The sequence below is a fragment of the Plantimonas leprariae genome (assembly GCF_008802405.1).
Lineage (GTDB): Bacteria > Pseudomonadota > Alphaproteobacteria > Rhizobiales > Rhizobiaceae > Plantimonas > Plantimonas leprariae.
The window spans coordinates 143843-156830 of record NZ_VZDO01000012.1; the positions used below are offsets into that span (position 1 = coordinate 143843).

Consider the following 12988-nt stretch of genomic DNA (forward strand, 5'->3'; position numbering starts at 1 on the left):
GTGGCCTCAGACTTCGGGCGCACCCTCCCCTTCGGCAAGAGCGAGAATCGCCGCCGGCAGCTCGTCGAGCCGCTCGATCGCGGCGTCCGCGCCGAGCGCCTCGGGCGTGAGCTCGGTGTAGCCGCCCGCCACCGCGACGATCGGCATCCCGGCCGCGCGCGCCGCAAGGACGTCGTTCTCGCTGTCGCCGACGAAGACCACGTCGGAGGGCGCGAAGCCGAGCGCCTCGCAGGCGTGGAGCAGGAGGCCCGGCTCCGGCTTCAGCGCCGGTCCGGCGTCGCCGCCGACGACGACCGCCATCAGCTCGCCGAGCCGGAAATGGTCGAGCACGGCACGGGTCGCCTCACCCGGCTTGTTGGTGACGACGCCGAGCGGCACGCCCTTTTCCTTCAGGTCGCGCAGGAGGTCGGAGACGCCGGCCATCAGCACCGTCGACTGCGTCGCCCTCGCCTCGTAGAGTTTCACATAGCGGTCGACGACGCGCTCTCGCGTGGCGGGATCGATCTCGAGCCCGAGCGCGCCGTAGGCCCGCTCGACGAGGACGTCGACGCCGCGCCCGACCATCTTCGTCACCGCCTCCAGCGTGAGGGGCGGATGGCCGTAGCTTTCCAGCGTCTCGTTCAGCGCCTCCGCGATGTCGGGTGCGCTGTCGACGAGGGTTCCGTCGAGGTCGAACAGGACGGCGCGCGGCCAGCCGGCGGGCTTCATGACGGTGTTCCTTCCTCTCGCGGCTCGATCACCGCCAGCGTGATCCAGTGCGCGGTCAGCGCCGGCTTCGCTCCGCTCTCGATCTCGATCGCGACCTCCCAGCTCGACTGGAGCGAGACGGCGCGCTCGACCAGGCCGACGAGCCGGAAGCGGCCGCGCACCCGCGCACCGCTCTTCACCGGCGCGATGAAGCGCACCTTCTCGAAGCCGTAGTTGATGCCCATCCGCGTCCCCTCGACGCCCGGCAGCGCCTCGAAGGCGAGCGTCGAGAGCAGCGACAGAGTGAGGAAGCCGTGCGCGATCGTGCCGCCGAACGGGGCTTCCGCCCTGGCGCGTTCGGGATCGACATGGATGAACTGATGGTCGCGCGTCGCATCGGCGAAGGTGTCGATCATCGGCTGGTCGACGGCGAGCCAGCCGGACACGAAGTCGTCGCCATTCAAGTGACGCCGATACGCCTCCAGCGGCACGAGGCGCGCCCTCAGATCGGCTTCGATAGCGGCTTCGCTCGGCAATCGCGGTGTCCTTGCGGGGGTCGGCTTCCGCCCACATAGCGCAGGCGGTGGTGCGACGCATCCCGCCAAGATCCGGGTTGTGCCGCGTTCACCGTCCGTTCACTGTCGACGCATGGCGACGATCGATTCGGCGGCGAGCACCGGAAGGCGGCGGACAGGCATCGCGCTCGTCACGGCCGGCACGCTGCTGTGGAGCCTCGCCGGCTTCTTCGTGCGTCTGCTCGACCTCGACGTCTGGACCGTCTTCGGCTGGCGCGCTTTCTTCGGCGCGCTCGGGCTCCTCGCCATCGTCGCCTGGCGGAATGGCGGCCGGGTCGACCGCGGTCTCGCCGGCCTCGGCCCGGTCGGGCTTCTCGCCATTCCGGTCTCGGCGATCTCGATGTTCGGCTATATCGGCGCGCTGACCTTCACCGACGTCGCGAACGTCATGACGATCTACGCGACGATCCCCTTCGTCGCGGCCGGCATCGCCTTTCTCTGGCTCGGCGAGCGGCCGACGCGGCGGGTCGTCGTCGCCAGCGCGATCTCCTTCGCCGGCATCGCCGCGATGGCCGCGTCCGCCCTCGGGCCCTCCGACATCCGCGGCAACGCGCTGGCCTTCGCGATGACGGTCGGCTTCTCCTTCCTCATGGTGCTGTCGAGGCGGCATCCGCACCTGCAGATGGCCGCGATCAACCTCGGCGCGGCGGCGATCTGCTTCGTCATCGCCCTGCCGCTGATGCCGGCCGTCTGGCCGACGCCGGTCCAGTTCCTGATCCTCGCCGTCTTCGGCCTCGCCACCAACGCGCTCGCCTACGTGCTCTTCCTCACCGGCGGCCGGCATATTCCATCGGGCGAAGCTGGGCTGATCGCGCTGCTCGACGTCGTGCTCGGCCCGCTCTGGGTGTTTCTCGCCTTCGGCGAGGTGCCGACCGGCGCGGCGCTGTTCGCCGGCGTCGTGGTGCTCGGCGCGACGGGCTGGTATCTCTCCGGCCTCGCGTCGAAGCCGCCCGCCGACCGATAGCGTCAGGTGGCGGGGTTCGGCCGCCGAATGGCCGGGATCGCCTCCACCACCAGCGGATGCATGTCCGCCGTCTCGCCGCTTTCCGCCTTGGCGATCAGCTTCTCGCGCATGCGGGGATCCCAGAACTTGTTGATGTGGTCGGCGACGTTGGCGGTCTGGCGCGCTCCGGCGGGGTTGGAGGCGCAGAAAAGAGCGATCTGGTTCGCCATGTGGACGAGCTTGTCATGCAGCATGGCTGGCGTGCTCCTCCGCCGGCACGGCGCCGCGAAGCCGGCGCGGGTGGGTGAAGACCTCGAACTCCGCTCCCCGCGCGACGGCGACGAGCGTGACGCCGGCCCGCTCGGCCTCGTCGATCGCCAGCGCCGTCGGGGCGGAGACGGCGACGATCAGGGCCGAGCCCATCACCGCCGTCTTCTGGATCAGCTCCACCGACACGCGGCTGGTGATCGCGACGAAACCCGATGCCGAATCGACATCGTTCCGCGCCAGATGGCCGACGACCTTGTCGAGCGCGTTGTGGCGGCCGACATCTTCGCGCACGACCATCAGGCCCCGGTCCGGCGCGAAGAAGCCGGCGGCATGGACCGCGCGGGTTTCGCGGCCGAGCCGCTGCTCGCGCGCCATCGCCTCCATCGCCTCGGCCAGCATGGCGGGATCGAAGCGCGGCTCCGCCCGCACGACCGGCAGGACGGGCGCGGCGAGTTCGAGCGATTCGACGCCGCAGAGCCCGCAGCCGACCGGCCCGGTCATCTGCCGGCGGCGGGCGACATAGGTCCGGCCGCGCTCCGGATCGAGGCGGATCTGGCAATCGAGCCCCGCCTCGGTCTCGACCACCTCGATCCGCTCGATCTCGCGGGGGTGGGAGACGATCCGCTCGCTCAAAGTCAGGCCGAGGCCGAGGTCCTCGACATCGCGCGGGCTCGCCATCATCACCGCATGGGTCGAGCCGTCGACCGAGATGGCGACCGCGACCTCCTCCGGCACCGCCCGCTCGCCGGGAACGAACCGCCCGTCGCGGAACAGCAGCGCCCGCCGGCGGCGGGAAGCGAGGCTTTCGCTCACTCCGCCGCTTCCGCCGGCACGATGCGGCGGCTCATCTCGGAGAGTTCGCGGTAGTCCTCCTGCCATTCGGTCGGGCCGTTGGAGGGCGAGACCTGCACCGCCGTCACCTTGTATTCCGGGCAGTTCGTCGCCCAGTCCGAGAAGTCGGTGGTGATGACGTTCACCTGCGTCAACGGGTGGTGGAAGGTCGTGTAGACGACGCCGGGCGCGACGCGGGTGGTGATCTTCGCGCGCAGCGACGTTTCCCCGGCGCGCGACGCGAGCTTCACCCAGTCGCCGTCGCGCACGCCCCGCTGCTCCGCGTCGTGCGGATGCATCTCCAGCCGGTCCTCCTCGTGCCAGACCGTGTTCTGCGTGCGGCGCGTCTGCGCGCCGACATTGTACTGCGAGAGAATGCGGCCGGTGGTGAGCAGCAGCGGGAAGCGCGGACCAACCTTCTCGTCGGTCGCGACGTATTCCGTGATGACGAAATTGCCTTTGCCGCGCATGAACTCGCCGACATGCATGATCGGCGAGCCTTCCGGGTGGGTCTCGTTGCAGGGCCACTGCACCGAGCCCTTCTCCTCCAGGAGAGCGTAGGAGACGCCGGCGAAGGTCGGCGTCGTCTGCGCCACCTCATCCATGATCTCGGATGGGTGCTTGTAGTCCATCTCCATGCCGATGGCCCGGGCGAGCAGTTGCGTCACCTCCCAATCGGCATAGCCGTTCTTCGGCGCCATGACGCGGCGGACACGGTTGATGCGCCGCTCGGCATTGGTGAAGGTGCCGTCCTTCTCGAGGAAGGTCGAACCCGGCAGGAAGACGGTGGCGTAGTTCGCCGTCTCGTTGAGGAACAGGTCCTGCACGATCAGGAGTTCGAGGTTTTCGAGCCCGGCCGACACGTGCTTCGTGTCGGGATCGGACTGGAGGATGTCCTCGCCCTGGACGTAGAGGCCCTTGAACGTGCCGTCGATCGCCGAATCGAACATGTTCGGAATGCGCAGGCCCGGCTCCGAACTGATCGAGACGCCCCAAAGGCTCTCGAAGGTCTCGCGCACCTCATCGCGCGACACGTGGCGGTAGCCGGTGAACTCGTGCGGGAACGAGCCCATGTCGCAGGAGCCCTGCACGTTGTTCTGGCCGCGCAAGGGATTCACGCCGACGCCGCGCCGGCCGATATTGCCGGTCGCCATCGCGAGGTTGGCGATCGCCATCACCGAGGTCGAGCCTTGGCTATGCTCGGTGACGCCGAGGCCGTAATAGATCGCGGCGTTGCCACCCGTCGCGTAGAGCCGTGCGGCCTGCCGGACGAGGTCGGCCGGAACGCCGGTCGTCTGCTCCATCGCTTCCGGCGAGCGGTTTTCGTCGGCGACGAAGGCGGCCCAGTCCTGGAAGGCGTCCCATTCGCAGCGCTCGCGCACGAAGGTTTCGTCCACCAGCCCTTCGGTGACGATGACATGCGCCAGCGCCGTCAGCATCGCGACGTTGGTGCCGGGCCTGAGCGGCAGGTGGTAGTCCGCCTCCACATGCGGCGTTTTCACGAGGTCGATCCGGCGCGGGTCGATCACGATCAGCCGTGCCCCCTGCCGCAGCCGCTTCTTCATGCGGGACGCGAAGACAGGATGGCCGTCGGTCGGATTGGCGCCGATGACGAGGATGACGTCCGACTCCTCCACCGAGTCGAAGTCCTGCGTGCCGGCCGAGGTGCCATAGGTGGTCGAAAGGCCGTAGCCGGTCGGCGAATGGCAGACTCTGGCGCAGGTATCGATGTTGTTGTTGCGGAAGCCCGCGCGCACGATCTTCTGCATCAGGTAGACTTCCTCGTTCGTGCAGCGCGACGAGGAGATCGCGCCGACCGAGCCTTGGCCGTAGCGCGCCTGGATGTCCTTGATCTTCGAGGCCGCGTAGCCGATCGCCTCTTCCCAAGACACCACCTGCCACGGTTGGTCATGCTTTTCGCGGATCATCGGCTCGAGCACGCGGTCCGGATGCGTGGCGTAGCCGGTGGCGAAGCGGCCCTTCACGCAGGAATGGCCGCGGTTCGCCTTGCCGTCCTTGTACGGCACCATGCGGACGAGTTCCTCGCCGCGCATCTCCGCCTTGAACGAGCAGCCGACGCCGCAATAGGCGCAGGTGGTCACGACCGAATGCTCGGGCGTGCCGATCTCGATCACCGACTTCTCTTCCAGCGTCGCCGTCGGACAGGCCTGCACGCAGGCGCCGCACGAGACGCATTCGGAGGAGAAGAAGTCGTCCGACCGGAGGCCGGCCGAGACCTTCGAGCCGAAGCCGCGGCCTTGGATCGTCAGCGCGAAGGTGCCCTGCACTTCCTCGCAGGCCCGGACGCAGCGCGAGCAGACGATGCATTTCGAGGCGTCGAACTGGAAGTAGGGGTTCGACTGGTCCTTCGGCTGGCCGAGATGGTTGTCGCCCGCATAGCCGTAGCGTACCTCGCGCAGGCCAACCGCTCCCGCCGTGTCCTGCAGCTCGCAGTCGCCGTTCGCGGCGCAGGTCAGGCAGTCGAGCGGGTGGTCGGAGATGTAGAGCTCCATCACCCCTTTGCGAATGCGCTTCAGCCGCTCGGTCTGCGTCGAGACCTTCATGCCCGCCATCGCCGGCGTCGTGCAGGAGGCGGGCGTGCCGTTCCGCCCCTCGATCTCGACGAGGCAAAGGCGGCAGGAGCCGAACGATTCCAGCATGTCGGTGGCGCAGAGCTTCGGCACGGAGATGCCGGCTTCCTGCGCCGCGCGCATCAGCGACGTGCCTTCCGGCACGGTCACCTCGAAGCCGTCGACGGTGAGCGTGACAGTCTTCTCGGAGACGGACTTCGGCGTGCCGTAGTCGATCTCGTGAACGAGGCTCATCGGGCCCTCCTCATTCCGCCGCCTCGCTCATGGGCGGGCGGCCGAAGTCTTCCGGGAAATGCGTGATGGCGCTCATCACCGGGTATGGGGTGAAACCGCCGAGGGCGCAGAGCGATCCGAACTTCATCGTGTTGCAGAGGTCCTCGACGAGTTCGAGGTTCGCCGCCGGCCGCTCGCCGGCGATCAGCTTGTCCATCGCCTCCCGCCCGCGCACCGCGCCGACGCGGCAGGGCGTGCACTTGCCGCAGGATTCCACCGCGCAGAACTCGAAGGCGAAGCGCGCCTGCCGCGCCATGTCGGCCGTGTCGTCGAAGACGACGATGCCGGCATGGCCGATGAGGCCGTCGCGCCCGGCGAAGCTCTCGTAGTCGAAGGGCGTGTCGAACAGCTCACGCGGAAAATACGCGCCGAGCGGCCCGCCGACCTGCACCGCCTTCACGGGACGCCCCGACGCGGTGCCGCCGCCGATTCTGTCGACGATCTGCCCGAGCGTGATGCCGAAGGGCGCTTCGTAGAGCCCGCCGTAGCGGACGTTGCCGGCGATCTGCAGCGGCATCGTCCCGCGCGAGCGGCCGAAGCCGAGCGACTTGTACCGGCCGACATCCGCCATCACCGCCGGCACGGAGGCGAGCGTCACGACGTTGTTGATCACGGTCGGTCGGCCGAACAGTCCCTTGATCGCCGGCAGCGGCGGCTTGGCGCGCACTTGGCCGCGCCGGCCTTCGAGGCTTTCGAGGAGCGAGGTCTCCTCGCCGCAGACATAGGCTCCCGCCCCGACCCGCACCTCGATGTCGAAGGCGTGGGGACTGCCGAGGACGGAGGGGCCGAGCACGCCCCCTGCCCGCGCCCGTTCCACCGCTTCCGTCAGAACGCGGATCGCGACCGGGTATTCCGAGCGCAGATACACGAAGCCTTTCGTCGCGCCGGTGGCGAGGCCGGCGATGGCCATGCCCTCGATCAGCGCGAAGGGGTCGCCCTCCATGATCATCCGGTCGGCGAAGGTGCCGGAATCCCCCTCGTCGGCATTGGCGACGATGTATTTCCGATCCGCCGACGCCTCGGCGACCGTCTTCCACTTGATGCCGGTCGGGAAGCCCGCACCGCCGCGCCCGCGCAGGCCCGAATCCGTGATCTCCGCGACGACCGCGAGCGGCTCCATCTGCGCCGCACGCTCCAGCCCGGCAAGGCCGCCATGCGCGCGGTAGCTGTCGAGCGACAGCGGATCGATCACGCCGCAGCGCGCGAAGGTGAGGCGCGTCTGGCCTTGCAGGAACGGGTGCTCCTCGACCCGCCCGATCCCTCTTTCGTGCGCCGCGCCGTCCAGCACCCCGGCATCGAGAAGCGCGGCGATCTCACCCGGCTCGACCGGCCCGTAGCCGATCCGCCCTTCCCCGGTCTCGACCTCCAAGAGCGGCTCCAGCCACGCCATCCCGCGCGAGCCGGTGCGGACGATTTCGACATCGAGGCCGCGAGCCCCGGCTTCGCGCGTCAGTTCCTCAGCGATCTCGTCCGCGCCACAGGCGACGGCAAAGGTGTCGAGCGGCAGGAAGACCCGCGTCACAGCCGCGCCTCCTCGACCAGCCGTTCGACCTTCGCCGGCGTCAGCCGTGCGACGGGCCGGTCGTCCAGCATCGCGTTCGGGCCGATCGCGCAGAGGCCGAGACAGTAGACCGCTTCCAGCGACACCTGCCCGCCGGGCGAGGTCTCGCCGATCCGCACCCCCAGCGCGTCCTCGAAGGCGTCGGCGATCCGGTCGCCGCCGCGCGCCTGGCAGGCCTCCGCCCGGCAGACCTTCAGGACGCGGCGCCCGTGCGGCTCGGCGTGGAAGTCGTGATAGAACGACATGACGCCGTGCACCTCGGCGCGGGATAGGTTCAGCTCGGCCGACACGAGGCGGATCGCCGCTTCCGGCACATGGCCAAAACGTGCCTCCAACGCGTGCAGGATCGGCAGCAACGGCCCTTCCAAATGCTTCAGCTCGGCGACGATCAGCAGAGCCTCGTCGGCTGAGAAGGCGGTATGGGGCATCCGGCAGGTGGCCTCCCAGCCACGCGAGCGACGCTTCGACCCATACGCCGCCGCGCCATTCGTCTTCATCGTTGGCTCGCATTATCAACTTTTTCTGGAAACGTTCCAGTCCGGTCGCGACGGTCCCGATTGCGGCGGCGACATCCGGCCGCTCGTTTTCTTCCTCTCCGGTCGGATATAGGAACGCCCAGCCAGACACGGAAAAGCCGCCTGCCGACACCATGACCGAAGCGATGCACCTCACCCAGCTCGGGCGCGCCGATGCGCGGCCGCCCGCCTCCCCGGACGAAGCCGTCCTCGAAACCGTGCCTTTCGAGCGGCCGCCCGGACCGCCGACGATCGTGCGCTTCGCGTGCCCCGAATTTACCTCTCTCTGTCCGGTGACGGGCCAGCCAGATTTCGCGCATCTCGTCATCGACTACGCGCCGAACGCCAAGCTAGTGGAATCGAAATCGCTGAAGCTGTTCCTGACGAGCTTCCGCAACCACGGCTCGTTCCACGAGACCTGCACGGTGAGCGTCGGCCGGCGCATCGCCGAGGCGACGGAGCCGCTGTGGCTCAGGATCGGCGGCTATTGGTATCCGCGCGGCGGCATCCCGATCGACGTCTTCTGGCAGACCGGCGCGCCGCCGGAAGGCGTGTTCCTGCCCGACCAGGGCGTGCCGCCCTATCGCGGGCGCGGTTGACGGCCCGTTCGCGCGGCCGAGGTTGATCGGCCCGGCACGTCTGGTAAGCCGCTGGACGAACGGCGGGATGAAACTCATGGACCTGAAGCTCGATTCGATCGACGAGGCGGTGGCCGCCATCGCGCGCGGTGAACTCGTGGTGGTGGTGGACGACACCGACCGCGAGAACGAGGGCGACCTCATCATGGCGGCCTCGAAGGCGACGCCGGAGACGATCGCCTTCATGATCCGCCACACGAGCGGCATCCTCTGCGTGCCGATGACGGGCGAGCGTGCCGCCCGGCTTCACCTGCCGCCGATGGTGGCGAACAATCTCGACCCGATGCGCACCGCCTTCACGATCTCGGTCGACTACAAGGTCGGCATGACGACCGGCATCTCGGCGGACGAGCGCTCGAACACCGCCCGCGCGCTCGCCAACGGCAACGCGCAGGCCTCGGACTTCCTCCGACCCGGCCACATGTTCCCGTTGATCTCGCGCGAGGGCGGCGTCCTCACCCGCTCCGGCCATACCGAAGCCGGGACGGATCTGGCGCAGCTCGCCGGCCTGGAGCCGGTCGGCGTTCTCGCCGAGGTCGTCAACGACGACGGTACGGTGAAACGGCTGCCGGAACTAGTGCCCTTCGCGCGCGAGCACGGCCTCAAGATCGTCTCGATCGAGGACCTGATCTCCTGGCGCATCCGGCGGGAATCCTTCGTCACCTGCGTGCGCGAGGAGCCCTTGACCGTCGGCGGCATGCGGGGCCGCATCCGCATCTACGAGACGCCGTTCGACCAGGTGCAGCATGTGGTCGCCGTGTTCGGCGACGTGGCAGGCGCCGAACGGGTGCCGACGCGCATCCACCGCGAGCAGCCGGTGCTGGACCTGTTCGGCCGCGCCCGCGAGGAGAAGACCTGGGTCGAGATCGCCGTCGACGCCCTCAAGGCGCATGGCCGCGGCGTCCTGATGCTGCTCCGCCAGCCGCAGGTCTGCGACTTCGAGCCCGCGCTGCCGGAGCCCGGCGCGGCGCCGGTGGACGGCGAGCGGCATGCCAGCGCCCAGGCGCGCCAGCAGCGCTGGCGCGAGATCGGCGTCGGGGCGCAGATCCTGCGCGACCTGAAGGTCCGCTCGATCGCGGTGCTGGCGACGCAGGAGCGCGCCTATGTCGGCCTCACCGGCTTCGGCATCGAGGTTGCGGGCACGATTCTCGTCGAGGACTGACCTTCGCTTCCGCGCGCCGAAGCGTTATCTCAAATCGCCATCAACGATCGCCGCAGAGGAGGCACGCGATGTCCGCCCTTCCGAAGGACCTTTCCGCCGGCGAGGACCGGCGCGCCCTCGTGCTCGAAGCCAAGGACCGGCTTTCGCTCCGCGATTTCGCGGTGGATGAGACGCTCGGGCCGCGCGATGTCCGGATCGCCATCCACACGGTCGGCATCTGCGGCTCCGACGTCCACTACTATACGCACGGCGCGATCGGCCCCTTCGTGGTGAAGGAGCCGATGATCCTCGGCCACGAGGCTTCCGGCACCGTGACGGAGATCGGCTCCGAGGTCACGACGCTCCAGGTCGGCGACCGCGCCTGCATGGAGCCGGGCATCCCGGACCCGATGAGCCAGGCGACGCGCCTCGGCATGTACAATCTCGATCCGGCGGTGCGTTTCTGGGCGACGCCGCCGATCCACGGCGTCCTGCGCAAAAGCGTCGTCCACCCGGAAGCCTTCACCTTCAAGCTGCCGGACGCGGTGAGCTTCGCGGCCGGCGCGATGGTCGAGCCGCTCGCCGTCGGCGTCCATGCCGTGACCAAGGCGAGGGCCGCGCCCGGCCACGTCGCGGTGGTGATCGGCGCCGGGCCGATCGGGCTCGTGACGGTATTGGCGGCACTCGCCGGCGGCGCGGCGCGGGTGATTGTCAGCGACATCGACGACGGCAAGCTGGAGCTAGCGGCGAAGCTCGGCGCGGTGACGCCGGTCAACGTCGCGCGCGAAGCGCTGGCTGACGCGGTGAAGCGCGAGACGGCCGGCTGGGGTGCAGACGTCATCTACGAATGCGCCGGCTCGGAGCGGGCGATCGCCGACATCTTCGCGCCGCTCTGCCCGGGCGGCGTGGTGGTCTTCGTCGGTATTCCGCTGAAACCCGCGGCCTACGACGTCTCCGCCGCGATGCTGAAGGAAGCGCGCGTCGAGCACGTCTTCCGCTACGCGCACGTCTTCCCGCGCTGCGTCGCGATGCTCGCCTCCGGCACGATCGATGTCGCGCCGCTGATCACGCGGGTCTTCCCCTTCACTGACAGCGTCGAAGCCTTCGAGCTCGCCGCCGGCAATCCGAAGGGCGAGGTGAAGATGCAGATCGAGATGGCGGACTAACCGCTTCGCGGTCCGGTCTGCAGCAGCTTCACTTGGACACCGTCCCAGCGCAGCGCCGTCAGGCGGCCGGTCTCGCAGGCCGCCGTGTCGAGACCGATCCGGCCCCTGCCGCAGACCGGCCGGGACGACGGCGTGTGCCCGTGGACGACGACGAGCGGCAGTTCCGGCCCCTTCGACAGGAACGGCTCGCGTATCCACATCAGGTCGTCGTCGGTCTGGCGGCGCAGCGCGACGCCCGGCCGCACGCCCGCATGCGCGAAGACGAGCCGGTCCGTATAGGCGCAGACCGGCAGGGCGCGCAGGAACTCGATATGCTCGGCCGAAACGGCGTCGCGGACGATCTCCGCGACCTCCTTCGGATGGCGGCGATGCGTCTTCAGGATCGGCCGCAGGTCGAGGCCGTAGGACTTGAGGGTCACCTCGCCGCCGTGTTCGAACCAAAACAGGTTCCCGAACGGTTCCTTCAGGAACCGCAGCATCATCTCTTCATGATTGCCGCAGAGGCAGACTCGGCGGAAACCGTCCGGCATGCCGCCCGTCAGATGATCGAGCACGTCGGCCGAAGCTGGACCACGGTCGACGTAGTCGCCGAGCATCACGACGATCTTCGGACGCTGGCTGGCTTGCCCGTCCTCGACGATCAGCCGGTCGATCTCGACGAGTTGCTCGTGGCAGCCGTGCACGTCGCCGACCGCGTAGAAGATCGGGTTCCCCTCCCCGACGAACAGCCGCTCGCGCCGGGAACCGCCGCCGTTGCGCCCGCGCAGCCGGCGAACGGCGGCGCGGAGGATACCGGCGACGCTCACGCCCGGCGACCGTCTTCGCGAGAGGGGAATGCGGCGGGGAGCATCGTCGCGGCGGCCGTCCAGCGTCGTTCAGCCGCCGATCCTAGTCCGCGAACCCGCGCGCCGGCCTTGCGCGGCGGAATGCTCAGCGCCCGAAGAATTCCCGCCCGATCCGATCGTCGATGCGCCGGAAGCGGCTGAGGTTGCGCACCAGCCGGCGCGGATGCTTCAGGAACCCCTTCTGCAGGACGTAGGACCGGAGCAGGCCGGTCGACTTGCTGTGCGCGCCGGCATGCCCGATGCGGTAGACCGCCCCTTGGAACGGCAGGTTGTCGAGCGGCGCACCGGCCGCCCTGAGGTCGTCGTCGATCGAGACATGACTGCCGAGGCGGCGCTTCATGTAGTCCTCGCTCGCCTCGGCCATGCTCGCGGGCAGGCCGTAGAGGTCGGCCCGCACGATATGGGACGTGCCGCACAGCTTGGCGAAATTGTCGGCGATGTAGACGAAGCGGGAGCCTTCCGACCAGACGTAGCCCTGCGCCAGGGTCCAGCCAGGCTGCCCCGCATGCTCGCGGACGAACCCGGCCAACCGGTTGCTGACGAAGTCGTCGTCGTCGCAGATCATGAAATATTGCGAGGACCGCATGCTCAGCATCCCCGCCAGCACCCGGCGGCCTTTGTCGAGACGGAACGCCTCGTAGACGCGCTCGCGCGCATCCTCGGTCATCTCGTGCAGCGGATTCGGGGGGAAGTCGACCGCCTCGACGCGAAACCGCTGCGGCATCGGCGGCAGGTCGGAGCCGCGATTGGCGACGACCACGCCTTCCCAATCGGCGTCGGTCTGCGCCGAAATCGAGCGGAGCGCTTCCGCCAGCCGGCCCTTGAGCGCCTGCCAGTTCGCTGCGTTCTCGGGATGCCGCACGGGGATCACGAAGGTCAGGATCGCCATGGGCCCACCGTCCTAGAACTCGACTCTGCCTCCGCCGCCTAGCAAAGCAGCCCATCCGTCACA

13 protein-coding genes are annotated in these 12988 nt (G+C 69.0%); 4 read left to right on the forward strand and 9 right to left on the reverse strand.

Going from position 1 to position 12988, the window contains the following annotated elements; all coding sequences use genetic code 11:
• Nucleotides 1-6: 6 nt before the first annotated feature.
• Nucleotides 7-708, reverse strand: a complete 702-nt coding sequence (gene gph / locus F6X38_RS15330; RefSeq protein ID WP_150971081.1) for a phosphoglycolate phosphatase — start codon at nt 706-708, stop codon at nt 7-9.
• On the reverse strand, nt 705-1223 hold the full coding sequence (locus F6X38_RS15335; RefSeq protein ID WP_202617987.1) for a MaoC family dehydratase: 519 nt from the start codon (nt 1221-1223) through the stop codon (nt 705-707). The genes gph and F6X38_RS15335 overlap by 4 nt, the downstream gene beginning before the upstream one ends.
• Nucleotides 1224-1335: 112 nt before the next feature.
• On the opposite strand from F6X38_RS15335, the gene F6X38_RS15340 reads away from it, so the two are divergent.
• Complete coding sequence (locus F6X38_RS15340; protein WP_150971083.1) at nt 1336-2226, forward strand: DMT family transporter; 891 nt, start codon at nt 1336-1338, stop codon at nt 2224-2226.
• A gap of 2 nt (nt 2227-2228) precedes the next feature.
• Here the strand turns inward: F6X38_RS15340 and F6X38_RS15345 are convergent, their stop codons facing one another.
• The 5 genes from F6X38_RS15345 to F6X38_RS15365 are packed head-to-tail and all read right to left on the reverse strand — an operon-like array spanning nt 2229 to nt 8159.
• Nucleotides 2229-2459: a formate dehydrogenase subunit delta gene (locus tag F6X38_RS15345; RefSeq protein ID WP_150971085.1), complete on the reverse strand. Its 231-nt coding sequence runs from the start codon at nt 2457-2459 to the stop codon at nt 2229-2231.
• Entirely contained in the window at nt 2449-3288 is an 840-nt protein-coding gene (fdhD, locus tag F6X38_RS15350; protein ID WP_246191367.1) for a formate dehydrogenase accessory sulfurtransferase FdhD, read from the reverse strand. Before fdhD ends, F6X38_RS15345 begins: the two co-directional genes overlap by 11 nt.
• Nucleotides 3285-6131 carry a formate dehydrogenase subunit alpha gene (gene fdhF / locus F6X38_RS15355; protein ID WP_150971089.1) on the reverse strand — a complete coding sequence of 949 codons (2847 nt, stop codon included), beginning with the start codon at nt 6129-6131 and terminating at the stop codon, nt 3285-3287. The genes fdhD and fdhF overlap by 4 nt, the downstream gene beginning before the upstream one ends.
• Before the next feature lie 10 nt (nt 6132-6141).
• Nucleotides 6142-7692, reverse strand: a complete 1551-nt coding sequence (locus tag F6X38_RS15360; RefSeq protein WP_161992770.1) for a formate dehydrogenase beta subunit — start codon at nt 7690-7692, stop codon at nt 6142-6144.
• On the reverse strand, nt 7689-8159 hold the full coding sequence (locus F6X38_RS15365; RefSeq protein WP_150971152.1) for a formate dehydrogenase subunit gamma: 471 nt from the start codon (nt 8157-8159) through the stop codon (nt 7689-7691). The genes F6X38_RS15360 and F6X38_RS15365 overlap by 4 nt, the downstream gene beginning before the upstream one ends.
• Before the next feature lie 221 nt (nt 8160-8380).
• Between F6X38_RS15365 and queF the strand changes: the two genes are divergently transcribed.
• From queF to F6X38_RS15380, 3 genes are all read left to right on the forward strand, one after another.
• Nucleotides 8381-8845 carry a preQ(1) synthase gene (gene queF, locus F6X38_RS15370; protein ID WP_150971091.1) on the forward strand — a complete coding sequence of 155 codons (465 nt, stop codon included), beginning with the start codon at nt 8381-8383 and terminating at the stop codon, nt 8843-8845.
• A gap of 67 nt (nt 8846-8912) precedes the next feature.
• The gene (gene ribB / locus F6X38_RS15375; protein WP_150971093.1) at nt 8913-10046 is read left to right on the forward strand and encodes a 3,4-dihydroxy-2-butanone-4-phosphate synthase; all 1134 of its coding nucleotides are present in this window, start codon (nt 8913-8915) and stop codon (nt 10044-10046) included.
• Nucleotides 10047-10114: 68 nt separating this feature from the next.
• Complete coding sequence (locus F6X38_RS15380; RefSeq protein ID WP_150971095.1) at nt 10115-11191, forward strand: NAD(P)-dependent alcohol dehydrogenase; 1077 nt, start codon at nt 10115-10117, stop codon at nt 11189-11191.
• On the opposite strand, the gene F6X38_RS15385 is transcribed toward F6X38_RS15380, so the two are convergent.
• Nucleotides 11188-11997, reverse strand: coding sequence for a metallophosphoesterase (locus F6X38_RS15385; protein ID WP_161992771.1), 810 nt, complete (start codon nt 11995-11997; stop codon nt 11188-11190). The genes F6X38_RS15380 and F6X38_RS15385 overlap by 4 nt on opposite strands.
• A gap of 124 nt (nt 11998-12121) precedes the next feature.
• Nucleotides 12122-12925, reverse strand: coding sequence for a glycosyltransferase family A protein (locus tag F6X38_RS15390; RefSeq protein ID WP_150971099.1), 804 nt, complete (start codon nt 12923-12925; stop codon nt 12122-12124).
• Nucleotides 12926-12988: the final 63 nt, after the last annotated feature.